This window comes from Erwinia sp. 9145, assembly GCF_000745075.1.
GTDB lineage: Bacteria > Pseudomonadota > Gammaproteobacteria > Enterobacterales > Enterobacteriaceae > Erwinia > Erwinia oleae.
Genome location: NZ_JQNE01000001.1, coordinates 2,536,032 through 2,562,264, shown reverse-complemented (window position 1 = coordinate 2,562,264; position 26,233 = coordinate 2,536,032). Strand labels below are relative to the sequence as shown.

General features: G+C 55.8%; 22 protein-coding genes. 19 read left to right on the top strand and 3 right to left on the bottom strand.

Going from position 1 to position 26,233, the window contains the following annotated elements:
- The first annotated feature begins 2 nt into the window (after positions 1-2).
- Entirely contained in the window at positions 3-1,835 is a 1,833-nt protein-coding gene (locus FA91_RS12230) for an SLC13 family permease (RefSeq protein ID WP_034916117.1), read from the top strand.
- Here the strand turns inward: FA91_RS12230 and yfbR are convergent.
- Both yfbR and FA91_RS12220 read right to left on the bottom strand, forming a co-directional pair.
- Complete coding sequence (gene yfbR / locus FA91_RS12225) at positions 1,832-2,425, bottom strand: 5'-deoxynucleotidase (RefSeq protein ID WP_034916115.1); 594 nt, start codon at positions 2,423-2,425, stop codon at positions 1,832-1,834. The genes FA91_RS12230 and yfbR overlap by 4 nt on opposite strands.
- Before the next feature lie 64 nt (positions 2,426-2,489).
- Entirely contained in the window at positions 2,490-3,704 is a 1,215-nt protein-coding gene (locus tag FA91_RS12220; protein ID WP_034916112.1) for a pyridoxal phosphate-dependent aminotransferase, read from the bottom strand.
- Between the two features lie 987 nt (positions 3,705-4,691).
- On the opposite strand from FA91_RS12220, the gene lrhA reads away from it, so the two are divergent.
- The 16 genes from lrhA (at position 4,692) to FA91_RS12140 (ending at position 22,427) form a co-directional block, all read left to right on the top strand.
- On the top strand, positions 4,692-5,618 hold the full coding sequence (gene lrhA / locus FA91_RS12215; RefSeq protein ID WP_034916110.1) for a transcriptional regulator LrhA: 927 nt from the start codon (positions 4,692-4,694) through the stop codon (positions 5,616-5,618).
- Positions 5,619-6,273: 655 nt separating this feature from the next.
- On the top strand, positions 6,274-6,711 hold the full coding sequence (locus FA91_RS12210) for an NADH-quinone oxidoreductase subunit A (RefSeq protein ID WP_034916108.1): 438 nt from the start codon (positions 6,274-6,276) through the stop codon (positions 6,709-6,711).
- A gap of 15 nt (positions 6,712-6,726) precedes the next feature.
- On the top strand, positions 6,727-7,401 hold the full coding sequence (locus tag FA91_RS12205) for an NADH-quinone oxidoreductase subunit B (RefSeq protein WP_034916106.1): 675 nt from the start codon (positions 6,727-6,729) through the stop codon (positions 7,399-7,401).
- A gap of 200 nt (positions 7,402-7,601) precedes the next feature.
- A complete protein-coding gene (gene nuoC, locus FA91_RS12200; protein ID WP_034916104.1) occupies positions 7,602-9,401 on the top strand; it encodes an NADH-quinone oxidoreductase subunit C/D in 1,800 nt (599 codons plus the stop codon).
- Between the two features lie 2 nt (positions 9,402-9,403).
- Complete coding sequence (gene nuoE / locus FA91_RS12195) at positions 9,404-9,919, top strand: NADH-quinone oxidoreductase subunit NuoE (RefSeq protein ID WP_034916101.1); 516 nt, start codon at positions 9,404-9,406, stop codon at positions 9,917-9,919.
- A 2-nt stretch (positions 9,920-9,921) separates the two neighbouring features.
- Positions 9,922-11,262 (top strand): NADH-quinone oxidoreductase subunit NuoF, encoded by a 1,341-nt coding sequence (nuoF, locus tag FA91_RS12190; RefSeq protein ID WP_197060531.1) that lies wholly within the window; start codon positions 9,922-9,924, stop codon positions 11,260-11,262.
- Between the two features lie 90 nt (positions 11,263-11,352).
- Positions 11,353-14,079, top strand: a complete 2,727-nt coding sequence (nuoG, locus tag FA91_RS12185) for an NADH-quinone oxidoreductase subunit NuoG (RefSeq protein WP_034916098.1) — start codon at positions 11,353-11,355, stop codon at positions 14,077-14,079.
- Positions 14,076-15,050, top strand: coding sequence for an NADH-quinone oxidoreductase subunit NuoH (gene nuoH, locus FA91_RS12180; protein ID WP_034916096.1), 975 nt, complete (start codon positions 14,076-14,078; stop codon positions 15,048-15,050). The genes nuoG and nuoH overlap by 4 nt, the downstream gene beginning before the upstream one ends.
- Before the next feature lie 16 nt (positions 15,051-15,066).
- Positions 15,067-15,609: an NADH-quinone oxidoreductase subunit NuoI gene (nuoI, locus tag FA91_RS12175; RefSeq protein WP_034916094.1), complete on the top strand. Its 543-nt coding sequence runs from the start codon at positions 15,067-15,069 to the stop codon at positions 15,607-15,609.
- Between the two features lie 10 nt (positions 15,610-15,619).
- Positions 15,620-16,174 carry an NADH-quinone oxidoreductase subunit J gene (gene nuoJ / locus FA91_RS12170; RefSeq protein WP_034916092.1) on the top strand — a complete coding sequence of 185 codons (555 nt, stop codon included), beginning with the start codon at positions 15,620-15,622 and terminating at the stop codon, positions 16,172-16,174.
- The gene (gene nuoK, locus FA91_RS12165) at positions 16,171-16,473 is read left to right on the top strand and encodes an NADH-quinone oxidoreductase subunit NuoK (RefSeq protein WP_034916091.1); all 303 of its coding nucleotides are present in this window, start codon (positions 16,171-16,173) and stop codon (positions 16,471-16,473) included. Before nuoJ ends, nuoK begins: the two co-directional genes overlap by 4 nt.
- Positions 16,470-18,308 carry an NADH-quinone oxidoreductase subunit L gene (gene nuoL / locus FA91_RS12160; RefSeq protein WP_034916089.1) on the top strand — a complete coding sequence of 613 codons (1,839 nt, stop codon included), beginning with the start codon at positions 16,470-16,472 and terminating at the stop codon, positions 18,306-18,308. The genes nuoK and nuoL overlap by 4 nt, the downstream gene beginning before the upstream one ends.
- Before the next feature lie 213 nt (positions 18,309-18,521).
- A complete protein-coding gene (nuoM, locus tag FA91_RS12155; protein WP_034916087.1) occupies positions 18,522-20,042 on the top strand; it encodes an NADH-quinone oxidoreductase subunit M in 1,521 nt (506 codons plus the stop codon).
- A gap of 6 nt (positions 20,043-20,048) precedes the next feature.
- Positions 20,049-21,506: an NADH-quinone oxidoreductase subunit NuoN gene (nuoN, locus tag FA91_RS12150; RefSeq protein WP_034916084.1), complete on the top strand. Its 1,458-nt coding sequence runs from the start codon at positions 20,049-20,051 to the stop codon at positions 21,504-21,506.
- Between the two features lie 148 nt (positions 21,507-21,654).
- On the top strand, positions 21,655-21,837 hold the full coding sequence (locus tag FA91_RS12145) for a hypothetical protein (protein ID WP_034916082.1): 183 nt from the start codon (positions 21,655-21,657) through the stop codon (positions 21,835-21,837).
- Between the two features lie 140 nt (positions 21,838-21,977).
- Positions 21,978-22,427, top strand: a complete 450-nt coding sequence (locus tag FA91_RS12140) for a GNAT family N-acetyltransferase (RefSeq protein ID WP_034916080.1) — start codon at positions 21,978-21,980, stop codon at positions 22,425-22,427.
- Positions 22,428-22,460: 33 nt separating this feature from the next.
- Here FA91_RS12140 and FA91_RS12135 read toward each other — a convergent pair whose 3' ends face one another.
- The gene (locus tag FA91_RS12135; protein WP_034919262.1) at positions 22,461-24,110 is read right to left on the bottom strand and encodes a glucan biosynthesis protein; all 1,650 of its coding nucleotides are present in this window, start codon (positions 24,108-24,110) and stop codon (positions 22,461-22,463) included.
- A gap of 390 nt (positions 24,111-24,500) precedes the next feature.
- Between FA91_RS12135 and elaB the strand changes: the two genes are divergently transcribed.
- The gene (elaB, locus tag FA91_RS12130; RefSeq protein ID WP_034916078.1) at positions 24,501-24,812 is read left to right on the top strand and encodes a stress response protein ElaB; all 312 of its coding nucleotides are present in this window, start codon (positions 24,501-24,503) and stop codon (positions 24,810-24,812) included.
- Between the two features lie 127 nt (positions 24,813-24,939).
- A complete protein-coding gene (locus tag FA91_RS12125; RefSeq protein WP_034916076.1) occupies positions 24,940-26,217 on the top strand; it encodes an isochorismate synthase in 1,278 nt (425 codons plus the stop codon).
- The last annotated feature ends 16 nt before the right edge of the window (positions 26,218-26,233 follow it).

Sequence of the window (26,233 nt, the reverse complement as noted above, 5' to 3'; positions counted from 1 at the left end):
CCGTGAACAAAGAACTTCTCTGGGTTATCAGTTTGTTAGCCGTTGCCATTCTGCTGTTTGTCAGCGGTCGGCTGCGCATGGACGTTGTGGCGCTGCTGGTGATTATTGCTTTTGTGTTAAGCGGAACGCTGACCTTGCAGGAGGCGACGCTCGGCTTCAGCGATCCTAACGTCATTCTTATTGCGGCGCTGTTTGTGATTGGCGAAGGTCTGGTCCGTACCGGCGTGGCGCTGCGGCTGGGTGACTGGCTGATGAGAATGGCTGGCAGCAGCGAAACAAAAATGCTGGTGCTGCTGATGGTGACCGTGGCGGGGTTGGGCGCGTTTATGAGCTCCACCGGCGTGGTGGCGATATTCATACCGGTGGTGCTCAGCGTGGCGGCAAAAATGAAAAGCTCACCGGGACGGCTGATGATGCCGCTCAGCTTCGCCGGGTTGATCAGCGGCATGCTGACGCTGGTCGCCACGCCGCCTAACCTGGTGGTGAACAGCGAGCTGGTGCGCGAAGGGCTGGCCGGGTTCGGTTTTTTTGATGTGACGCCGATTGGTCTGGTGGCACTGTTGCTGGGAATTGGTTATATGCTGCTGGCGCGCTTCTGGCTGGTCACGCCGCAGGGCGAAAACAGCACGAAAAAGCTCGGACGACGCACCTGGCGCGATTTGATCCGCGATTACAAACTCACCGGACGTGCCAGAAGGCTGGCCGTACGCAGCGGATCGCCGCTTATTGGCTATCGGCTGGATGATTTAAAGCTGCGTGAACGCTACAGCGTCAACGTGGTTGGCCTGGAGCGCTGGCGCAAGTTTCGGCGGGTGATGGTGCCGGTCACGGGCACAACGGTGTTTCGCGCGCGTGACGTGCTGCTGATTGATATGTCGGATGCCGATATTGATCTGCGTGAGTTCTGCGGCGAGCAGATGCTGGAACCTATGATCCTGCGCGGCGACTACTTCTCCGACCGCGCGCAGGACGTCGGCATGGCGGAAGTGTTAATTGTTCCTGATTCCGCGCTTCAAGGGAAAACGCTGCGGGAGATCGCCTTTCGATCCCGCTTTGACACCAGCGTTGTCGGGCTGCGCAGGCGGGGTGAGGTACTGGAAGGCGCGCTGACAGACGTTTCGCTGGAGCTGGGCGACAGCCTGCTGGTCATTGGCGACTGGAAAAAGATCCTTCATCTTAAGCAATATCCACGCGAGATGATCGTACTTAATCTGCCGGAGGAAGCGGACTACGTGGCCCCCGCGCAGAGCCAGGCGCCGCATGCGATTTTCAGCCTGGCGCTGATGGTGGCGATGATGCTGACCGATGAGATCCCTAACCCTGTTGCGGCGCTGGTTGCCTGCCTGCTGATGGGAAAATTCCGCTGCATTGATATGGAAAACGCCTACAAATCCATTCACTGGCCGAGCATCATCCTGATTGTCGGTATGATGCCCTTTGCGCTGGCGCTACAAAAGACGGGCGGCGTCGCGCTGATAGTCAATGGCCTGACGGCGCTGGCCGGCGGCTACAGTCCGCATATCATGCTGCTTTGCCTGTTTATACTCTGTGCAACTATTGGGCTGTTTATCTCAAATACCGCTACGGCGGTGCTGATGGCGCCGGTTGGCGTGGCGGCGGCGGGGCAGATGGGCCTGTCACCCTATCCGTTTACGCTGATCGTTGCGATCGCCGCCTCGGCGGCCTTTATGACGCCGGTGTCATCACCGGTCAACACGCTCGTTCTTGGCCCGGGCGGCTATACCTTTGGCGACTTCGTGAAGGTCGGCGTGCCGTTTACCCTGCTGATTATGGTGGTCAGCGTGGTGCTGGTACCGGTGCTGTTTCCTTTTTAGAGATCGCCGCTGATCTCATCCAGAGAGAGGTTAAAGCTGGGAACAAACACCTCAACAAAGTAGTCCATTTCAGGACTGTGACGATCCGCCAGCGTTTTCTCCAGGCGCGCTTTCGCCAGCTGGAATTCGTGATTACCCGCCGCGAGTTCTTCCAGACATTTGAGGTAGGCGCACAGCGCGTCGGCCTGCTTCACAATCGCCTTCTCGTCCTCACTGTGCTGATGTTCGTCAAGCAGTGGACGGTAAGCCGCCTGTAGCTCTGCGGGCAGCATCTCAATCAGTTTCTGCTGAGCGATTTTCTCAATTTTTTTATATTCAAAAGCGATTTGCGCATTGTAATACTTCACTGGCGTAGGGAGATCGCCGGTCAACACCTCGCTGGCGTCGTGGTAGATAGCCATCATGGCGATACGCTCGGCGTTAAGATTACCGTTAAATTTCTGGTTCTTTATGATCGCCAGCGCGTGGGCGACCATTGCGACCTGAAGGCTGTGCTCAGAGACGTTTTCGGTGCGCACGTTGCGCATCAGCGGCCAGCGGTTAATTAATTTAAGACGGGAAAGATGGGCGAAAAAATGGCTTTGATTCATGGCAGGTTCCAGTGCGTTGACAGCAGGAGCCGGATGCTTCCGGCTCCTCACAAGCGTAGCGTAACTATTGGCGATATCCTTCCAGAAAGCGGCCGAATTTTCCAATCGCCATGGTCAGATCGTTAACGTGGGGCAGGGTAACAATGCGCACGTGATCGGGCCACGGCCAGTTAAAGGCGGTGCCTTGCACCAGCAGCACTTTCTCCTGGAGCAGGAAGTCGAGCACCATTTTCTGATCGTCGTGAAGGTTAAACTTCTTCGCGTCGATGCGCGGGAACATATACAGCGCACCTTCGGGCTTCACGCAGCTTACGCCCGGAATATCATTAATCAACTCCCACGCGCGCTGCCGTTGCTCATACAGCCTGCCGCCGGGCACAATGAATTCGCTGATGCTCTGATAGCCGCCCAGAGCGGTCTGGATAGCATGCTGAGCCGGCACGTTGGCGCAGAGGCGCATTGATGCCAGCATCTCCAGCCCTTCGATATAACCTTTCGCGTGGGCTTTGGGCCCGTTAAGCACCATCCAGCCCTGACGGAAACCCGCGACACGGTAGGTTTTCGATAAACCGTTAAAGGTAATAGTCAGCAGATCGGGCGCCAGCGCGGCAATCGAGTGGTGCCGGGCGGCATCATAAAGAATTTTGTCGTAGATCTCATCGGCAAAAATAATCAGGTTGTGCTGGCGCGCCAGCTCAACAATTTCCAGCAGCAGCTCTTTGCTGTAAACCGCACCCGTTGGATTATTCGGGTTAATAATTACGATACCGCGCGTGCGCGGAGTAATTTTACTGCGAATGTCGTCGAGATCGGGAAACCAACCGGCTGATTCATCGCAGAGGTAATGCACCGCTTTGCCGCTGGAGAGCGAGACGGCGGCGGTCCACAGCGGATAGTCCGGGGCGGGCACCAGCATCTCATCGCCGCTGTTAAGCAAGGCCTGCATCGATTGCACAATCAGTTCGGAAACGCCGTTGCCGATATAGACATCTTCGACGGTCATTTCGCGCATGCCGCGGGCCTGGTAATGCTGCACAATGGCCTTACGCGCCGAATAGAGACCCTTTGAATCGCAGTAGCCCTGCGCGCCCGGCAGATTACGAATAACATCAACCAGTATCTCGTCAGGCGCTTCAAAACCAAACGGGGCAGGGTTGCCAATATTCAGTTTAAGAACTTTATTACCTTCTTCTTCAAGACGCTTTGCTTCTTTTAGTACCGGGCCGCGAATGTCGTAACACACATTATCCAGCTTGCCGGACTTATCAATCGGATTCATTTATCTCGCCTTAGACTCTCAGGACGGCGTTCCTGCCGTGGAAAAACCTCCACAATGTACTCTTCTCGCTTGCCCTTTAGAAGGGCGTGCGCTGGCTTCAGTACGTTTAGCAAGGTTTTACCGGGAGTATGGAGAGCTACAGTATGCGCAAACGATTTACTCAGTAAAAATGCTGCGTTAAAAGAATTTTCTGGTTTATTAAACCTGCAATTGCGCTCTGTTACTGGAATCGCTTCATTTCGCATCATCCAGCGTGCATTTCTGTTGAGTTCTGGTTAAAAAAGATGGATTGATGATATCAGTAACTGTCAAAAAACGCTTATTTGAATGGTTGTATTTTGAACAGTGTATCCGCGCGTATAACCTACGAGTTTATCCGCATGGGACCGCGCCACAGAGAGTTTAACCCGCACATAATGTAAGCAAATGATAAATTTTTGTGGTTAAAAACGGCTAAGCGCACGGATAGCCAATAAAATCTTATTTTACCGGGAAGAATAGTCAGTTTGGGGCTTAAAAATTAAGCGGCAGTATGTCAGGATAGCATTCAGGAGACTTTACGCTGAAAAATCCGGCCGAAGCGGTGATATAAATACCTCTTTAGTGGCATCAACAGTGAAAAAATTCTTATTGATTCCCGAACGCATGCCCTGCTGATGCGTAGACGGAGGAGCAGTAACGAGCAGGACGCCACGGCACCGCCTCGCTTAATGATTAAGCCTGCGGCACCGAAATTTTATCCAGAAGCACGTGCCCTTATGCTTATCGATCCCTGTTTGGCACAGGGGCAACTTATCAACGTGAAGCATCTGTCATCGGTTCGTTTGAGACAGCGCTAACGGAAGTGAAGCGTGTGATTTGTAGGGCCAGTAATGTTGCGGACAATTTTTTTCTGCACATTGCGCATGATGCCTGAGCATCCCATTGATGCGTAAGGTAATAACACCAGGAAAGCTGTTCGTATAAAACTTATAAAGTGAAGAAAAAATGACCAATGCAAATCGTCCAATCCTTAATTTAGACCTCGATCTGCTAAGAACCTTTGTCGCCGTTGCCGATCTTAACACCTTCGCGGCAGCGGCCACAGCAGTGTGCAGAACGCAATCGGCGGTCAGCCAGCAGATGCAGCGACTGGAACAGCTGGTGGGTAAAGAGCTGTTTGCCAGACACGGCCGAAATAAGCTTCTCACCGAGCACGGTATTCAACTCCTTGGCTACGCCAGAAAAATCCTGCGCTTCAATGATGAGGCCTGTACTTCTCTCATGTACAGCAACATCCAGGGCGTGCTGACTATCGGTGCCTCGGACGATACCTCTGATACCATCCTGCCATTCCTTCTTAATCGCGTGACGTCGGTTTATCCGAAGCTCGCTATTGATGTACGCGTAAAGCGTAATCCATTCATGATGGAAATGCTGAATCAGGGTGAAGTGGATTTGGTTGTCACCACCTCCAGTCCAATGAACTTCACCTGGCAGGTGCTGCGTACGTCCCCGACGCTATGGTATTGTGCAGCTGACTATATTTTTCAGCGTGGGGAGGCCATTCCTCTGGTTCTCCTGGACGAGCCAAGCCCGTATCGCGACATGGCTATCGATCATCTTAACGAAGCGGGCATTCCATGGCGCATCTCGTATGTTGCGTCAACGCTGGCGGCGGTTCGCGCTGCGGTGAAGGCCGGCCTTGGCGTGACGGCGCGTCCGGTTGAAATGATGAGCCCTGAGCTGCGCGTCATGGGCGCGGCAGAAGGCCTGCCGGTTCTGCCGGACACGGAATACCTGCTTTGCCGCAATCCTGAAAGCGAAAATGAACTGGCGCTGGCAATCTTTAATGCCATGGAGTCCAGTAACGATCCTTATAATTTATCGACCATGGTGAAGGATGACTCTGTCTTAAATGACGAAGAGGAATGAGCGCGGACGCAATCGATATCGTAATTTTTTGAGAAAGCGTTAAACAGAGTAAAATGCGTAAAATGGAGCCTTCCGGCTATTAATGAGTCGGAAGGCTTTTTTTACCAAGTTAACTTCATCTTTTCCATCGGTTTCAACGGTAAATTTACGCCAGATATGCGCTGAAAATTACCCATTCCGAACGCTATTTTTTCCTGTTTTAACCCGTCTGTAATGTGACTTGCGATTGATATCCCTCAAATTGCGCCGCCTAAAATCACCTCACAAAAGATAAAACTGTGTCCTGGATCAAAAAAATAACCTCATTAAGGGGCAGGAAAAGTGGTCAAATCCTGCCAGAATAGGAAAAGTTAAATCCGCGACACATACAGGGAAATACCCGCTAAACTTACATCACACCCTGTTACTGACTCGATTTAGCTTAATTGTTGCGCATCAAGTGTTAAATAAATGCTGCGGGTGTAAATTAATGTGTGGATACTTTTGTGAAAGTTGACAAAAGGTTATCGAAAGGAGTAAAAAACCCCATAAAAGTGCTGCTTAATCAAAAAAGACAGCAAAATTTATAAGGTTTTTTATTTTTCCCGTGAATCGAGATGGTACGTCAACCCGCGCAGGTTGTTCGTTTCCGCCTCAGGCTGAGTAAGTAAAGAGCATGTCTACTAATACTAATGTCATCGCCCATCATTGGGCATTCGCCGTATTTCTGATTGTTGCCGTTGGGCTTTGCTGCGCTATGTTAGCGGGCGCCTGGTTTCTGGGCGGTAAAGCGCGTGGGCGCTATACCAACACGCCTTTTGAATCAGGTGCTGCGGCGGTCGGAACGGCTAAGCTGCGCATGTCGGCGAAATTCTACCTGGTCGCCATGTTCTTCGTCATCTTTGACGTTGAAGCCCTCTATTTATATGCATGGTCGACGGCCATTCGCGAAAGCGGATGGGTCGGCTTTGTAGAAGCCACCATTTTCATTTTGGTACTGCTTGCTGGTCTGGTTTATCTGGTGCGTATTCGCGCGCTCGATTGGGCTCCTGCGGCGCGGCGCGTCGTGGTTAAGCCAACCACCATTTCGCACTCCAATCGTCATACGCAGTAACAGCGAGGCTTTAAGATGGATTATACGCTCACCCGCGCCGACCCGAACGGCGAGAATGACCGTTACCCACTGCAAAAACAGGAGATCGTATCCGATCCGCTGGAAAAGCACGTACATCAGAGCGTCTATATGGGCAAGCTGGAACACGCCCTGCACGATATGGTGAACTGGGGACGCAAAAATTCTCTCTGGCCGTTTAACTTCGGTCTTTCATGCTGTTATGTCGAGATGACCACGTCGTTTACCTCAGTTCATGACGTTGCTCGCTTTGGTTCGGAAGTTATTCGCGCTTCGCCGCGTCAGGCAGACTTTATGGTTGTTGCCGGTACGCCTTTTACGAAAATGGCACCTGTTATCCAGCGTCTTTACGATCAGATGCTTGAGCCAAAATGGGTGATTTCGATGGGCGCCTGCGCAAACTCCGGCGGTATGTATGACATCTATTCCGTGGTGCAGGGCGTGGATAAATTCCTGCCTGTTGACGTTTACATCCCTGGCTGCCCACCGCGTCCTGAAGCCTATATGCAGGCGCTGTTGCTGTTGCAAGAATCGATTGGTAAAGAGCGCCGCCCGCTGTCGTGGGTCGTTGGCGATCAGGGCGTCTATCGCGCCAACATGCAGTCCGAGCGTGAAAGAAAGCACGGCGAACGTATCGCCGTAACCAATCTGCGCACGCCTGACGAAGTTTAAGGGATAGCCTGACTTTGACGGGCGCGGCGGTTGAGGAAGCGGTCGGTAACCACAACCTCATCGCCCGCCTGCGCTAAGAAGAGCACTGCAATTTATGGATGTGGCCTGGCCTCACGGCGTATAAAAAAATACAACACGTACAGGCCCATTCTGACGCCAAAACTGAGTGCCTGCCTACAGGCCCACAGGGTGACCGACTTATGACTGATTTGACCACGCAAGATCTCGCTCAGCCAGCATGGCAAACCCGCGATCACCAGGACGATCCGGTGATCGGCGAGCTGCGTAACCGTTTTGGGCCTGATGCCTTTACCGTTCAGCCCACCCGCACCGGCATTCCGGTGGTATGGGTGAAGCGTGAACAATTACTGGAAGTCACTGAATTTCTGCGCAAACTGCCGAAACCCTACGTGATGCTCTACGATCTTCACGGCATGGACGAGCGGCTGCGTACTCACCGTGCGGGCCTGCCTGCGGCGGATTTTTCCGTTTTCTACCACTTCATCTCTATTGAGCGTAATCGCGATATTATGCTCAAGGTGGCGCTGTCTGAAAAAGACCTGCACGTGCCAACGGTCACAAAGATTTTCCCGAATGCCAACTGGTACGAGCGCGAAACCTGGGAGATGTTTGGTATCACCTTTGATGGCCACCCTCATCTGACGCGCATCATGATGCCGCAGACCTGGGAAGGGCATCCGCTGCGTAAAGACTATCCCGCGCGCGCCACGGAATTCGATCCGTTTGAGCTGACAAAGCAGAAAGAAGATCTGGAAATGGAGGCAATGACCTTCAAGCCGGAAGAGTGGGGGATGAAACGCGGTACCGCCACTGAAGACTTTATGTTTCTCAACCTCGGCCCTAACCACCCGTCAGCCCACGGCGCTTTCCGCATCATTTTGCAGCTTGATGGCGAAGAGATCGTCGACTGCGTGCCGGATGTCGGCTATCACCATCGCGGCGCCGAAAAAATGGGCGAGCGCCAGTCATGGCACAGCTACATTCCTTATACCGATCGCATTGAGTACCTGGGCGGCTGCGTAAATGAAATGCCGTACGTGCTGGCCGTCGAAAAACTGGCCGGTATCAAAGTGCCGGAACGCGTTGACGTGATCCGCGTCATGCTTTCCGAACTGTTCCGCATTAACAGCCACCTGCTCTATATCTCAACGTTTATTCAGGACGTTGGCGCGATGTCGCCGGTATTTTTTGCCTTCACCGACCGTCAGAAAATTTATGACGTGGTGGAAGCCATTACCGGTTTCCGTATGCATCCGGCCTGGTTCCGCATTGGCGGCGTGGCGCACGATCTGCCGAAAGGCTGGGATCGCCTGCTGCGCGACTTCATTAACTGGCTGCCGAAGCGTTTGAAAGCGTACGAGCAAACCGCGCTGAAAAACTCGGTGTTGATTGGCCGCGCCAAAGGCGTTTCCGCCTACGGTCTGGACGAAGCGCTGGCATGGGGCACCACGGGCGCAGGCCTGCGCGCCACTGGCCTGGACTTCGACGTGCGCAAATGGCGTCCGTACTCCGGCTATGAAAACTTTGATTTCGAGGTGCCTGTCGGCGACGGCGTAAGCTGTGCTTACACCCGCGTAATGCTGAAAATGGAAGAGATGCGTCAGAGCCTGCGCATTCTTGAGCAGTGCCTGAATAATATGCCGGAAGGCCCGTTCAAGGCCGATCATCCGCTGACGACGCCGCCGCCAAAAGAGCGCACGCTACAGCATATCGAAACCCTGATCACCCACTTCCTTCAGGTGTCCTGGGGACCGGTGATGCCCGCCAATGAATCGTTCCAGATGATTGAGGCGACCAAAGGGATCAACAGTTACTACCTGACCAGCGACGGCAGCACCATGAGCTACCGCACCCGCGTGCGCACGCCAAGCTTCCCGCACCTGCAACAGATCCCGTCGGTGATCAACGGCAGTCTGGTATCCGATCTGATCGTATATCTGGGTAGTATCGATTTTGTTATGTCAGACGTGGACCGCTAATTATGCACGAACAACGAATCGCGATCGAAACGATCGACAACAATGCAGCTTTTGTGCTGAGCGCCGCAGAGCGCGACGCTATCGAGCATGAAAAGCACCATTATGAAGACGCGCGCGCGGCCTCCATCGAAGCGCTGAAAATTGTTCAGAAGCAGCGCGGCTGGGTGCCTGACGGCGCAATTGATGCTATTGCCGGGGTGCTGGGCATTCCGGCCAGCGACGTCGAAGGCGTTGCCACCTTTTACAGCCAGATCTTCCGCCAGCCGGTGGGCCGTCACGTGATTCGCTATTGCGACAGCGTGGTGTGCCACATTACCGGCTTTCAGGGCATTCAGGCGGCGCTGGAAGAGAACCTCAATATCAAGCCGGGCCAGACCACGGCGGACGGCCGCTTCACGCTGCTGCCCACCTGCTGCCTGGGCAACTGCGACAAAGGGCCGACCATGATGGTGGATGAAGATACGCACGTTCATCTGACGCCGGAAAACATCGTTAACCTGCTGGAGCAGTATCAATGACAATCAAACAGATCATTCGTACTGCGGAAACGCATCCGCTGACCTGGCGTCTGCGTGATGACAAACAGCCGGTTTTCTTTGACGAATACCGCAGTAAAAACGGCTATGCCGGTGCTGACAAAGCCCTGAAGACCCTGTCGCAGGACGAAATCGTGGCAGCGGTGAAAGACTCCGGCCTGAAAGGGCGCGGCGGCGCAGGCTTTTCGACCGGCCTGAAATGGAGCCTGATGCCAAAAGACGAATCCATGAACATCCGCTACCTGTTGTGTAACGCTGATGAAATGGAGCCGGGCACCTATAAAGACCGCCTGCTGATGGAACAGTTACCCCACCAGCTGGTGGAAGGCATGCTGATCAGCGCATTTGCCCTGAAAGCGTATCGTGGCTATATCTTCCTGCGCGGTGAATATGTCGAGGCCGCGGTTAACCTGCGTCGCGCTATAGCCGAGGCGACGGAAGCGGGCTACCTGGGAAAAAACATCCTCGGCACCGGTTTTGACTTTGAACTGATCGTGCATACCGGCGCAGGCCGCTACATTTGCGGAGAAGAAACCGCGCTGATCAACTCGCTGGAAGGGCGTCGCGCCAACCCGCGCTCCAAACCGCCGTTTCCTGCCTCGGCAGGCGCATGGGGCAAGCCGACCTGCGTGAACAACGTTGAAACGCTGTCCAACGTCCCGGCGATTCTGGCAAACGGCGTCGAGTGGTACAAAAGCATCTCCAACAGCGAAGACACCGGCACGAAAATGATGGGCTTCTCCGGCCGCGTGAAAAATCCGGGCGTCTGGGAGCTGCCATTCGGCACCACCGCGCGCGAGATCCTGGAAGACTACGCCGGCGGCATGCGCGACGGACTGAAATTCAAAGCCTGGCAGCCGGGCGGCGCGGGCACGGACTTTCTGACCGATGCACACCTCGATCTGCCGATGGAGTTCGCCAGCATTGGCAAAGCGGGCAGCCGTCTGGGCACCGCGCTGGCGATGGCTGTCGATCACGAAATCAATATGGTTTCGCTGGTGCGCAACCTGGAAGAGTTCTTCGCGCGCGAGTCCTGCGGCTGGTGTACGCCGTGCCGTGACGGCCTGCCGTGGAGCGTGAAAATCCTGCGCGCGCTGGAGCGCAAAGAAGGGCAGCCTGGTGACATCGAAACGCTGTTGCAGCTTTGTCGCCAGTTGGGGCCGGGCAAAACGTTTTGCGCCCATGCGCCAGGTGCAGTAGAGCCACTGCAAAGCGCCATCAAATATTTCCGCGAAGAGTTTGAAGCAGGCATTGCGACGCAGGTATTCAGCAACGCACACGCCATCGCCGGTATCCAGGCGAACCTGCTTAAAGCGCGCTGGTAAGCGCCAGATTACAAGTTTTACCCAAACATAATGGGTAGGGAATTTTTGTTTTAACGCTCATCTGATGAGCCTTACTTGAGCAAGTTCACTATGGCTACAATACATGTAGACGGTAAAGAATATGACGTCGATGGAGCGGACAACCTGTTACAGGCTTGCCTCTCCCTTGGCCTTGATATTCCCTATTTCTGCTGGCATCCGGCGCTGGGAAGCGTAGGTGCCTGCCGTCAGTGCGCGGTGAAGCAGTTTCAGAATGCGGAAGATACGCGCGGCCGCCTGGTCATGTCCTGCATGACGCCCGCATCGGACGGCACCTTCATCTCGATTGATGATGGCGAAGCAAAAGAGTTTCGTGAAAGCGTGGTTGAGTGGCTGATGACCAACCACCCGCACGACTGTCCGGTCTGCGAAGAGGGCGGTAACTGTCATCTTCAGGACATGACCGTGATGACCGGCCACAGCTTCCGCCGCTACCGCTTCACCAAGCGTACCCACCGCAATCAGGATCTTGGGCCGTTTATCTCTCACGAGATGAACCGCTGTATCGCCTGCTACCGCTGCGTGCGCTATTACAAAGACTACGCCGACGGCACCGATCTGGGCGTTTATGGCGCGCACGACAACGTTTACTTCGGTCGTCCGCAGGACGGCACGCTGGAAAGCGAGTTTTCCGGCAACCTGGTGGAAATTTGTCCGACCGGTGTGTTCACCGATAAAACCCATTCCGAACGCTACAACCGTAAATGGGACATGCAGTATGCGCCAAGCATCTGCCAGCAGTGCAGCGTCGGCTGTAACACCAGCCCCGGCGAGCGCTACGGTGAACTGCGTCGTATTGAAAACCGCTACAACGGCACCGTTAATCAGTATTTTCTCTGCGATCGGGGCCGTTTCGGCTATGGATATGTGAACCTGAAAGACCGGCCGCGTCAGCCGATGCAGCGTCGCGGCAACGACTGGATCGCGCTGAACGCCGAACAGGCAATGCAGGGCGCGGCGGACGTGCTGCGTCAGGCAAAAAAAGTGATCGGCATCGGCTCGCCGCGCGCCAGCGTTGAGAGCAATTACGCGCTGCGCGATCTGGTGGGCGCGGAAAACTTCTCCACCGGCATTCCTGCCGCTGAACAGACGCGGCTGGAACTGATGCTGAAAGTGCTGCGCGAAGGCGGTATTCATACGCCAGGCCTGCGTGAAATTGAAAGCTACGACGCGGTGCTGGTGCTGGGTGAAGACCTGACGCAAACCGGCGCGCGCGTGGCGCTGTCGGTGCGCCAGGCGGTGAAAGGTAAAGCGCGCGAGCTGGCGGCGGCGCAGAAAGTCGCCGACTGGCAGATTGCCGCCATCCTTAATATCGGTCAGCACGCCAAACATCCGCTGTTTGTCACCAACGTCGATCAAACGCGCCTTGATGACATCGCCGCGTGGAGCTATCGGGCGCCGGTTGAAGATCAGGCGCGGCTGGGCTTTGCCATCGCCAACGCGCTGGACGAAAGCGCACCTGCGGTCAGCGGCATCGACAGCACGCTGAACGGTAAAATCGATGTGGTGGTTCAGGCGCTGAGCGGCGCGAAAAAACCGCTGATTATTTCTGGCGTGCACGCCGGTAGCGAAGCCATTATTCAGGCTGCGGCCAACGTGGCGAAGGCGCTGAAAGGACGCGGCGCGGATGTCGGCATTACGTTACTGGCAGGCGCGGCAAACAGCGTCGGACTGGGCATGATCGGCGGTCAACCCCTGGAGTCGGCGCTGGATGCACTGACCAGCGGCGCGGCGGATGCGCTGATCGTGCTGGAAAATGACCTCTATCGCCATGCGCCAAAAGCGCAGGTTGATGCGGCGTTAAGCAATGCGTCGAACGTCATTGTTATCGACCACCAGCGCACCGCCACGATGGACAAAGCGGGTTTGATCCTCTCTACCGCCAGCTTCGCGGAAAGCGACGGCACGGTGGTGAATCAGGAGGGTCGCGCGCAGCGCTTCTTCCAGGTTTACGATCCCTCTTATTATCACGACAACATCGCGATGCTGGAGAGCTGGCGCTGGCTGCATTCGCTGAAAAGCACCATCACCAATCGCGAAGTGGACTGGACGCAGCTCGATCATGTGATCGACGCCTGCGTGGCGGCGCTGCCGCAGTTGGCCGGTATTAAAGAGGCCGCGCCGGATGCAAGTTTCCGCATTCGTGGTCAAAAGCTGGCACGTTCGCCTATTCGCGCCAGCGGACGCACCGCCGCGCGCGCCAATATCAGCGTGCACGAGCCGCGCCAGCCGCAGGATAATGACACGATGTTTGCCTTCTCGATGGAAGGAAACAACCAGCCTGGTGCGGCACGTTCGCAGATCCCGTTTGCCTGGGCGCCGGGCTGGAACTCCCCGCAGGCCTGGAACAAGTTCCAGGACGAAGTGGGCGGTCACCTACGTAACGGCGATCCGGGCGTGCGCCTGTTTGAAGCAGGCGACGCACAGCTCGGCTGGTTCGATGGGGTGCCGGAAGCGTTTACCCATGCTGAAAACGGCTGGCGGGTGGCGCCTTATTTCCACCTGTTCGGCAGCGAAGAGATGACGCAGCGGTCGCCGGTGTTCCAGCAGCGCATGCCCGCGCCTTACGTGATGATCAATCCGACCGATGCCGCGAAGCTTGGCGTCAACGCAGGCACCACCGTTGCCTTCACCTGCGCAGGTGAAACGCTGCGTCTGCCGGTGCGTTTTTCTGAGACGTTGCAGGCAGGACAGGTTGGCCTGCCGGTTGGCCTGCCGGGCGTCCCGCCGTTCCTGCTGGGTGCCACTATTGAGACTATGCAGGAGGCGGCACAATGAGCTGGCTGACACCGGACGTTATTGACGTTCTTATTGCGGTAGGCAAAGCCCTGGTCATTCTGTTTGTGGTCGTGGGCTGCGGCGCATTTATGAGCTTCGGCGAGCGTCGCCTGCTTGGTCTGTTTCAGAACCGCTACGGGCCAAACCGCGTAGGCTGGGGCGGCTCGCTTCAGCTGGTCGCTGACATGATCAAAATGTTCTTTAAAGAGGACTGGACGCCGCCGTTTACCGATCGCGTTATTTTCACCCTCGCGCCGATGATCGCCTTCACCTCGCTGCTGCTGGCGATGGCGATTGTGCCGGTCACCTCAACGTGGATGGGCGCAGACCTCAACATCGGGCTGCTGTTTTTCCTGATGATGGCCGGTCTGGCGGTCTACGCGGTGCTGTTTGCGGGCTGGTCCAGTAACAACAAATACTCGCTGCTTGGTGCCATGCGCGCTTCAGCACAGACCCTGAGCTACGAAGTGTTTCTCGGCCTGTCGCTGATGGGCGTGGTGGCGCAGGCCGGTTCGTTCAATATGGTCGATATCGTCAACAGCCAGACGCACTTGTGGAACATCATTCCGCAGTTCTTCGGCTTTTTGACCTTCGCCATCGCGGGCGTTGCGGTATGTCACCGTCATCCTTTCGACCAGCCGGAAGCGGAGCAGGAACTGGCCGACGGTTACCACATCGAATACGCCGGGATGAAGTTCGGCCTGTTCTTCGTTGGTGAATACGTGGGGATCGTGACCGTGTCTTCGCTGATCGTCACGCTGTTCTTCGGCGGATGGAACGGTCCCTGGCTGCCGCCCGTCTTCTGGTTCGCCATTAAAACGGCGTTCTTCATGATGATGTTTATTCTGATTCGTGCTGCGTTACCGCGTCCGCGCTACGACCAGGTGATGTCGTTCGGCTGGAAAGTATGTTTGCCGTTGACGCTGTTGAACCTGCTGGCGACTGCCGCAGTGATTCTGTACAACGCGTGAGGTTGGGGTTAAGAATATGACATTAAAAGACATTGTGGTGGGATTTGGCACCACGGTACGCAGTATCTTTCTGATTGGGATGAACGCGTTCGCCAGGCGTGAAACCATGATGTACCCGGAAGAGCCGGTTTATCTGCCGCCGCGCTACCGCGGACGCATCGTGCTGACGCGCGATCCCGACGGACAGGAGCGCTGCGTAGCCTGCAACCTGTGCGCCGTCGCCTGCCCGGTTGGCTGTATCTCGCTGCAAAAAGCCGAGATGCAGGATGGTCGCTGGTATCCGGAATTCTTCCGCATTAACTTCTCGCGCTGCATTTTCTGTGGCCTGTGTGAAGAGGCTTGCCCGACCACTGCGATTCAGCTTACCCCAGATTTCGAACTGGGTGAGTTTAAGCGTCAGGATCTGGTGTACGAAAAAGAAGACCTGCTGATTTCCGGTCCGGGTAAATACCCGGAATACAATTTTTACCGGATGGCGGGTATGGCGATCGACGGGAAAGACAAAGGCGAGGCTGCCAATGAAGCCAAACCTGTCGACGTCAAGGGCTTGTTACCTTAAGGAGCCAGGCATGGAATTTGCGTTTTATATTTGCGGTGTGGTGGCGGTGTTGACGACGCTGCGCGTCATTACCCATACCAACCCGGTGCATGCGCTGCTGTACCTTATTATCTCTTTACTGGCGGTGGCCGGGGTGTTCTTCACCCTTGGCGCCTACTTTGCCGGTGCGTTGGAGATTATCGTTTATGCGGGCGCCATTATGGTGCTGTTCGTGTTTGTGGTGATGATGCTGAACCTTGGCGACAGCGTACAGGCCCAGGAGCGCGAATGGCTCAAGCCTGCCGTCTGGCTGGGGCCGGGCCTGCTTTCACTGCTGCTGCTGGTGGTGATGGTGTACGCCATTCTGACCGTTAACGATCAGGGCATTGATGGCACGATGATCGACGCGAAAGCCGTGGGTATCAGCCTGTTTGGCCCTTACGTTCTGGCCGTTGAACTGGCGTCGATGCTGCTACTGGCAGGTCTGGTGGTGGCTTACCACATTGGCCGTGAACAGCGTGTGGGCGAAGTGCTCAGCAATCGCCCTGAAGATGCCGCAAAAAGCAATAAGGAGGAGCGCGCATGATCCCTCTGCAACATGGCCTGATCCTGGCCGCCATTCTGTTCGTGCTTGGGCTGACCGGCGTCATTATTCGTCGTAACCTGCTTTTTATGTTGATCAGCCTTGAAATCATGATCAACGCCGCCGCGCTGGCTTTTGTTGTCGCCGGAAGCTATTGGGGCCAGGCCGACGGACAGGTGATGTATATCCTGGCCATCAGCCTCGCAGCGGCCGAAGCCAGTATCGGTCTGGCGCTGCTGCTTCAACTGCACCGTCGCAGCCAGAACCTCAACATTGATAAAGTGAGTGAGATGCGCGGATGAACCTTCTCTATTTAACTATTCTTTTTCCGCTTATCGGCTTTGTGCTGCTGGCTTTTTCCCGTGGACGCTGGTCAGAGAATCTTTCCGCCGCCGTGGGAATGGGCTCAGTAGGCCTGGCGGCGCTGGTTACGCTCTATGTTGGCGTTGATTTTTTCAATCACGATCGGGCTGCCTTCACCCAGATGCTGTGGACATGGATCCACGTTGGCAACTTCAATATGCAGGTCAGCCTGGTGCTGGATGGCCTGTCGCTGACCATGCTGTCGGTGGTGACCGGCGTAGGCTTCTTCATCCACATGTTCGCCTCGTGGTATATGCGTGGTGAAGAGGGCTATTCACGCTTCTTCGCCTATACCAACCTGTTTATTGCCAGCATGGTGATACTGGTTCTGGCCGACAACCTGATGCTGATGTATCTGGGCTGGGAAGGGGTAGGGCTTTGCTCGTACCTGCTGATCGGCTTCTACTACACCAACCCGAACAACGGCGCAGCGGCAATGAAGGCTTTTATCATTACCCGCGTCGGCGACGTCTTCCTGGCCTTCGGACTGTTCATTCTCTACAACGAGCTGGGCACGCTGAACTTCAGAGAGATGGTTGAACTGGCGCCCGCGCACTTTGCGGCAGATAACCACATGTTGCAGTGGGCAACGCTGGCGCTGCTCGGCGGCGCGGTAGGCAAATCGGCTCAGCTTCCTCTGCAAACCTGGCTGGCCGATGCGATGGCAGGCCCGACGCCGGTTTCCGCGTTGATCCACGCCGCGACCATGGTGACCGCGGGCGTTTACCTGATCGCGCGCAGTCATGGTCTGTTCCTGATGACGCCAGAGGTGCTGCATCTGGTGGGCATCGTCGGTGCGGTGACGCTGGTGCTGGCAGGCTTTGCCGCGCTGGTGCAAACCGATATCAAGCGCGTGCTGGCTTACTCCACCATGAGCCAGATTGGCTATATGTTCCTCGCGCTGGGCGTACAGGCCTGGGACGCGGCGATCTTCCATCTGATGACCCATGCGTTCTTCAAAGCGCTGCTGTTCCTCTCTTCCGGTTCGGTGATCCTTGCCTGCCATCATGAGCAGAACATTTTCAAAATGGGCGGCCTGCGTAAAAGCATTCCACTGGTCTATGTCTGCTTCCTGGTAGGCGGCGCGGCGCTGTCGGCGCTGCCGCTGATTACCGCAGGCTTCTTCAGTAAGGATGAGATCCTGGCCGGCGCGCTGGCTAATGGTCACATCAATCTGATGGTGGCAGGCCTGGTCGGGGCGTTTATGACGTCGCTCTACACCTTCCGCATGATCTTTATCACTTTTCATGGCGAAGAGAAAATTCATGCTCATGCAGGCAAAGGCATTACGCATCATTTGCCGCTGCTGGTGCTGTTGGTTCTTTCAACCTTTATTGGCGCAATGATTGTTCCCCCGCTGCGCGGCGTGCTGCCAGAGACGACGGAGCTGGCGCACGGCAGCGTGCTGACTCTGGAGATCACCTCCGGCGTGGTGGCTATCATCGGCATTCTGCTGGCGGCGGTGCTGTGGCTGGGTAAACGCACTCTGGTGAAGACGATTGCGGCCAGCGCGCCGGGCCGTTTCTTCAGCACGTGGTGGTTCGCCGCCTGGGGCTTCGACTGGCTGTATGACAACGTCTTCGTTAAGCCGTATCTGCTGATTGCGAAAGCATTGTCAAGCGATCCGCTGAACGGGCTGATGAGCCTGCCGGCGCTGTTCTCTCGCCTGGCGAACAGAGGCCTGGTGGTCAGCGAAAACGGTTATCTGCGCTGGTACGTTGCCTCCATGAGCGTCGGCGCCGTGGTGGTGCTTGCGCTGCTGCTGGTGATGTAAAGGTTTGTGAGCGGGATGAGTGATATCTCATCCCTCGGTTATAGGTTTTTAAAATTTCCTGAAGCCTGGGCGTCATCGGCGCAGTCAGTTGTGTCACCGCCAGCGCGCAGCAACCGGAGCATACTCAAGTATGTGAGGATTGCGAGCACTGCCGGGGGCAAAAATGGCAAGCAAGATAGCCCATTCAGGATCGGAAAAGGGAAGCAAATCGCCATGTTATTACCCTGGCTAATACTCATCCCGTTTATCGGTGGTCTGCTGTGCTGGCAGTTAGAGCGCTTCGGCGCAAAATTGCCGCGCTGGATTGCGCTGATTGCGATGGGGCTGACGCTGGCTCTCTCTCTGCAACTGTGGTTGCAGGGCGGTTACACCCTGACGCAGGCCGCTGGCCTTCCGCAATGGCAGTCTGAATTCCTGCTGTCGTGGATCCCGCGCTTTGGCATAAACATACATCTGGCGCTGGACGGCCTGTCGCTGCTGATGGTGGTGCTGACCGGCCTGCTGGGCGTGATGGCAATTCTGTGCTCGTGGAACGAAATCGATAAATGGCAGGGCTTTTTCCACCTGAACCTGCTGTGGATCCTGGGCGGCGTGATTGGCGTCTTCCTGGCTATCGACATGTTCCTGTTCTTCTTCTTCTGGGAGATGATGCTGGTGCCGATGTACTTCCTCATCGCGCTCTGGGGACACAAAGCATCGGACGGGAAAACGCGTATTACCGCAGCGACAAAATTCTTTATCTACACCCAGGCCAGCGGCCTGGTGATGTTGATAGCGATTCTGGCGCTGGTCTTCGTGAACTACAACGCCACTGGCGTCTGGACATTCAACTACGAAGAGCTGCTTAAAACGCCGATGTCGCATACCGTTGAATACATGCTGATGCTCGGCTTCTTTATTGCCTTTGCGGTTAAAATGCCGGTGGTGCCGCTGCATGGCTGGCTGCCGGACGCGCACAGCCAGGCGCCAACCGCCGGTTCGGTTGACCTTGCCGGCATCCTGCTGAAAACGGCAGCCTATGGTCTGCTGCGCTTTGCGCTGCCGCTGTTTCCGAACGCCTCCGCCGAGTTTGCCCCGATTGCCATGTGGCTGGGGATTATCGGAATTTTCTATGGCGCATGGATGGCGTTCTCACAGTATGACATCAAGCGTTTAATCGCCTATACCTCTATCTCACATATGGGCTTTGTACTGATTGCTATCTATACCGGCAGCCAGCTGGCCTTCCAGGGCGCGGTAATTCAGATGATTGCGCACGGCTTGTCCGCCGCCGCGCTGTTCATTATCTGCGGTCAGCTTTACGAACGTCTGCACACCCGCGATATGCGTCAGATGGGCGGCCTGTGGTCGCGCGTTAAGTGGCTGCCGGGGCTGTCGCTGTTCTTTGCGGTGGCAAACCTGGGGATGCCGGGAACCGGTAACTTTGTGGGTGAATTTATGATCCTGACCGGCAGCTTTCAGACGGTGCCGACGATCATTGTTATCGCCACCTTTGGGCTGGTATTCGCTTCCGTTTATTCGCTGATTATGATGCAGCGTGCCTGGTACGGCGCGCCAAAATCGGATACGCCGCTGCGTAGTATGTCCGCACGCGAGTTTCTGATCATCATGGTGCTGGTGGTTCTGTTGGTGCTGTTGGGCATTTACCCGCAGCCGATTCTGGATACTTCCCATACTGCGATGAGCAATATTCAGCAGTGGTTTACCGCTTCAATTTCAACTACAAGGCCGTAATTCGCCATGACAATAACCTCTCAACACCTGATCGCGCTTCTACCGCTGCTGATTGTCGGCCTGGCGGTGGTGGTGGTGATGCTCTCCATTGCGTGGCGACGCAACCACTTCGTCAATGCCACGCTGGCGGTGATCGGCCTGAACGTTGCGCTGCTCTCGCTGTTTTTTGTCGGGAACAACGGCCCGATGGACGTAACGCCGCTGCTGCGCGTCGATGGTTATTCGATGCTCTACACCGGGCTGGTGATCCTTGCCAGCCTGGCGACCTGCACCTTTGCCTATCCGTGGCTGGCGACCTATCCGGACAATCGCGAAGAGTTCTACCTGCTGGTGCTGATTGCAGCCGCAGGCGGCATCATGCTGGCGAGCGCCAACCATCTGGCCTCAATGTTTCTTGGTATTGAGCTGATCTCCCTGCCGCTGTTCGGTCTGGTGGGTTACGCCTTTCAGCAAAAGCGCTCGCTGGAAGCCAGTATCAAGTACACCATTATGTCAGCGGTCGCCTCGTCTTTCCTGTTGTTCGGCATGGCGCTGATTTACGCCGAGTCCGGCAACCTGAGCTTCATGGCGCTGGGCAAAAGTCTGAATGATGGTCTGCTGAGCCAGCCGCTGCTGCTGACGGGCCTCGGCATGATGATCGTCGGGCTGGGCTTTAAGCTGTCGCTGGTGCCGTTCCACCTGTGGACGCCGGACGTCTACCAGGGCGCGCCTGCGCCGGTATCAACCTTTCTGGCAACGGCCAGCAAGATTGCCATTTTCGGCGTGGTAATGCGTCTGTTCCTCTACGCGCCGGTGGCGGACAGCGAAGCGGTACGGCTGGTGCTGGCGATTATTGCCGTCGCCTCCATTCTGTTCGGTAACCTGATGGCGATTTCGCAGAGCAATATCAAGCGCCTGCTTGGCTATTCCTCCATCGCTCACCTCGGCTATCTGCTGGTGGCGCTGATCGCGATTCAGACGCATCAGCTGTCGCTGGAAACAACAGGCGTGTATCTGGCGGGTTACCTGTTCAGCAGCCTTGGCGCATTCGGCGTGGTCAGCCTGATGTCCAGCCCGTATCGTGGCCCGGACGCGGACTCGCTCTACTCGTATCGCGGTCTGTTCTGGCATCGTCCGATCCTTTCGGCGGTAATGACGGTGATGATGCTGTCGCTGGCAGGTATCCCGATGACGCTGGGCTTTATCGGCAAGTTCTACGTCATTGCGGTTGGCGTTGGCGCGCACCTGTGGTGGCTGACCGGCGCGGTCGTGGTCGGCAGCGCAATTGGCCTTTATTACTATCTGCGCGTCACCGTGAGCCTGTACCTCAATCCGCCGGAACTGTTACAGCGTGATACGCCAGCAAACTGGGCGTTTACCGCTGGCGGCGTCGTCGTGCTGATTTCCGCGATACTGGTACTGCTGCTGGGTGTTTACCCACAGCCGCTGATCTCGCTGGTTCAGATGGCGCAGCCGCTGATGTAAGCGACAGGCGATAAAACAAACGGGCTCATGTGGCCCGTTTTTTTATGCCTTTATCGTGCAGCAGGGAACCCGAACGGCACAAATGCCACTCATCTTGAGTGATTGCCGCATGATGCGGCAGCGCTTTCATTCAAACGAGGAGATGACTATGTTACCGATTGTCGCTGGTGCCGCCGGTATGGCGGGACGTGCTGTTTTGCAGGGCGTGGGTAAAGAAATAGCAGGCCAGGGTCTGGAAATGGCGAAAGACGCCTTTAAAAATGACAAGCCTGAAGATGCTCAGGCAAATTCAGCACTGAATAATCTGCCGAAATCCCCGATTAGCTACTGAAAATAAACAGCCTGCGCTGAAAGCCATTCATGCAACCGGGATGCTGCATGAATGGCTTTCTCTTCGTTTAAAAAAAGAAGCCTGTACAAATAACTGCGGGTACACTCATTTCTTTACCACTGGCTTTCGGGGAGAAGAAAATGGCGTTGGACTGGCAGGATCTGCATCATAGCGAACTCACCACCCAGCAGCTTTATCAAATTCTGGCGCTACGTAATACTGTCTTCATTGTTGAACAAATTTGCCCCTATCAGGATATCGATGGTGCGGATTTGTACGGCGAAAACCGGCATATTCTGGCTCTGTCGGATAACAAACTGCTGGCTTATGCGCGCCTGCTTGCGCCACAAGGCGAAGATCGGCCTGCAAAAATCGGCAGAGTGATTGTCTCTGGCGAGGCGAGAGGCATGAAGCTGGGTAATCAACTGATGGAGCAGGCAGTCGCCAGCTGCCAGGACCACTGGCCGCAGCATAAAATTTTCCTCTCCGCTCAGGCGCATTTGCAGCGGTTTTATGGCCGCTTCGGTTTTACCGCCGTCAGCGAAACCTATCTTGAAGACGACATTCCGCACGTTGACATGCAAAATTAAAAAAGGCTCCGTAAGGAGCCTTTTACATGAGCATTACATCTGCCGATCGTCAATATACTTACGCTTGTCCGGCGGCGGTGGAAAATACTGGTAAAGCCAGGTTTCGCTCAGCGTCTCATCTTTCGTCCGCAGGAACAGGCGCATGTCTACCGGATCGGTCGCATCGCTGTTGGGATACCAGTCGAACAAAATACGATAGCCGTTATTCGGTTCGACGTAGAGGATCTCAACCTGTTTGATGGTGCCAGAGGTGACCGTGATCACCGGCTCAATGCCTTTTGGCGCAGCGGCTTTCAGATCGCCGCCAACGAAATCAACCGCAAAGCGACGCGCCCAGACTTCTGGGTAGTGCTCACCTGGCGCCCAGCCTTCGGGAAACGCGCCCATGCCGCTGCGGGTAGCGCTCACGCGTGCCAAATCACTGCTTACCGGCGGCAGTCCGCTCCAGTAAAGTTTGTAGCTGAAGCTGTGCTCGCTGCCCGCTTTGATCGCCTCGGTCGGACGCCAGAAACAGACGATGTTATCCAGCGTTTCCCCGGTGGTCGGGATCTCCATCAGATTGATGGCGCCGCTGCCCCATTTGCCGACGGGCTCAACCCACAGGCTCGGCCGTTTATTGTACCAGCCAATAACATCCTGATAATCCTGGAAGTTGTGATTAAGCTGGAGCATACCGAAGCCGCGCGGGTTTTCGTCCTGATAGGCGTTCCAGGTCACGCGCTGCGGGTTGTTCAGCGGACGACAAATCCACTCGCCTTTACCGGTCCACATCGCCAGACGATCGGAGTCGTGGATCTGCGGATGGATAGTATCGCACATGCGACGTTCGTTATTGCCGCAGCTGAACATCGTGGTCATCGGTGCGATACCGAGTTGGTCGATATCCTTACGCGCATAAAGGTGGTTTTCCACCTCCATCACCACGCGTTTCTCTTCGCAGTGGATAATGAACTTAAAGGCGCCGGTGCAGCTTGGGCCATCCAGCAGCGTGTAGACGGTAAAGGTGGTGTCGTCGGCGTTCGGTGTTTCAAACCAGAAAGCGGTGAAGTCCGGGAACTCTTCCTTACCGTTGCTGAAGGAGTTGATGGCTACGCCGCGGGCGGAAAGACCGTACTGATAGGTTTCATCCACGGCGCGGAAATAGCTGGCGCCGAGGAAAGAGACGATATCTTTACTGGCCAGTTCCGGCTTTTTAAAGGCGCGGAAACCGGCAAAACCCAGGTCGGTTTTCCCTTCAAGCTGTTTGGTATCGACCTTCGCGTTGTTGTAATTAAACAGTTCAGGCCGGAAGTGGATCTCGCGCGCCTCGCGGCTGTCGGCATCAACGGAAAACATCCGCAGGCGTCGTTTAAAGCCCATACCAACGTGGAAGAACTGCACGTCAAGCTGGCGATCGGCAATGCCGTTCCACAGCGAATGGTTAGCGTCATACTGAATTTCGTTATAGGCCTGCGGCGTCATGGTCGCCAGCGTATCCGGTAGCGGAGCGGGCGCACCGCCGTACGGTTTTTTCGCCAGGTCGGCGGCCATCGCTTTCAGCACGTCAAAATCGAACTTTTTCGCTGTCCCGTCGGCAATATCACTGTCGGCCCAGGCGGCCTGCGCAAACAGCGAAGAGAGGCCGGAGAGGCCGCCGATCGTGGCAAAGGCCATCGACGCTTTCATAAACATTCTTCGATTCATGCCAGAAATCATTTCCTTGGTGAACGGAGTGTAAAGTGACTGTCGTGCAATACGTCAGGTGCACCCATATTGTGAACCGCGTCACAGCACGGTAGGACAGTCGGCGAATTGGAAAATTCAGTTAACAAAAAATTTAACAGATAAATCCAATAAAAGCAGTGCGTTCCTGTGTAAAGAAGCTTTTTAAGCCTCTTCCGACGCGCCAGCATTGACGCAGAGAGATCTGGCATCAGGCCAGAGCCGGGCGTTAACAGAAGGCATCATGACGTCTGTTTTTGTTTTATGAACGCAATTGCCGCATTTCTCAGTCAATTCCTGGTGTGATGAGGCGGCAAAGCGCGTGGAAGTGTCTATAGTTAGTCAACAACATTATTCGCACAAGGAGATGGTATGGCTACAACAAATGAACCACAAGAAACCCGCCTGGACGACGATTTGACGCTGCTGACCGATACGCTGGAGCAGGTGTTGAAATCATCCGGCGATCCGGCGGATCAGAAGTACCTTGAACTGAAAGCGAAAGCTGAAAAATCGCTGAATGAAGTGAAAGCTCGCGTCAGCAATGCGTCAGATACTTACTATTATCGCGCGAAGCAGGTTGCCACGCGCGCTGATGAATACGTTCACGATAAGCCGTGGCAGGGCGTTGGCGCCGGTGCTGCGTTAGGTCTGGTCGTTGGGCTGCTGCTGGCGCGTCGTTAAGCGTTCAGCATGCATAAAGAGGCGTCCTGCGGGGCGCCTTTTTTATTAACGCCGGTACGGGATCAATGTAATGGACGTTGCTCTCATCTAAAGTGGCTTCGACTATCACTCACCGGAGACGCTGACGTTGACTATCACAAATGCCCTGAAACAGCTGCGTCAACAACTGGCTGAGGTTAACGATCAACAACCCGGTTTTGCGCGCTTCACCGTGCCGTTGCCGGCCGGTTGCGACGGGCTGGCATGGCTTGGCGCACAGGCAGTCTGGCCACAATTTTACTGGCAGCATCGACAAAACACGCTTTCGATCACCGCCTGCGGCGACATCTTTCACGCCGACACGCCCGAAGAGGCGAGCCGCCTGCTTGTAACGCTGCCGCCGGACTGGCTGCTGGTTGGCGCCAACGATTTTGCGCTGGCGCACAGCTTTCTGTTTGTCCCCAGAGTGCTGATTCAGAACGACAGACTGAGTGTTTTCCTGCACGATGACCTCGCACTGCATCGTGATGCACAGCGCGCCATCGCCTTTATCGATGGGCTGAGCGAGGCCCGGCCGCTGGCGCCGCTGCCCGGCGGCGTGCAGGATATTCGGCATCAGCCGGACAGCGACGGCTGGTTCAGGCAGATTGAACGCGCGCTTGATGCTATCGCGCGGGGCGATATGGAAAAAGTCGTGCTCGCTCGCGCAACCGACTGCGCGTTTCCGACGGCGGTTTCAGCCGCCTCAGCACTGGCGGCCAGCCGCGCAATCAACCCACGCTGTTTTCATTATCTGCTGGCGTTCACTGCACAGCGGGCGTTTCTGGGCTCCAGCCCCGAGCGGCTCTATCACCGTCAGTCTGCCGCGCTCGTCACCGAGGCGCTGGCGGGCACCTGTCCGGGCGCAGAAAATCGGCAACGTGCGCAACAGCTTGCCAGCGCGCTGTTGCATGATGAAAAAAACCGCCATGAAAATCAGTTGGTGGTAGAGGATATCTGCCAGCGGCTTGCATCCGTCACCACATGCCGGGAAGTGCAGCCGGTTGAGGTGGTTTCGCTGCGTAACGTGCAGCATCTCCGGCGGGTCATCACCGCCACTCTGCTGACGACGGACGATAGCCGGTGCCTTGAGCGGCTCCAGCCCACCGCCGCCGTCGCCGGCTTACCCAGAGAGGTCGCCAGAGACTTTATCGCTAAAAATGAGCCGTTCTCCCGCGAGTGGTATGCAGGCTCGGTGGGCTATCTCTCCGTTGCTGAAAGCGAGTTCGCCGTGGCGCTGCGCTGCGCCCGCATGGAAGGCCAGACGGTCAGGCTCTATGCAGGCGCCGGGATCGTCGCCGGATCGCAGCCTGAGACGGAGTGGCAGGAAATTAACCATAAAGTGGCAGGTCTGGGTGCTCTGTTTGGCGTAACTTTAGCGCAATAATCCTGCCTTAAATCAA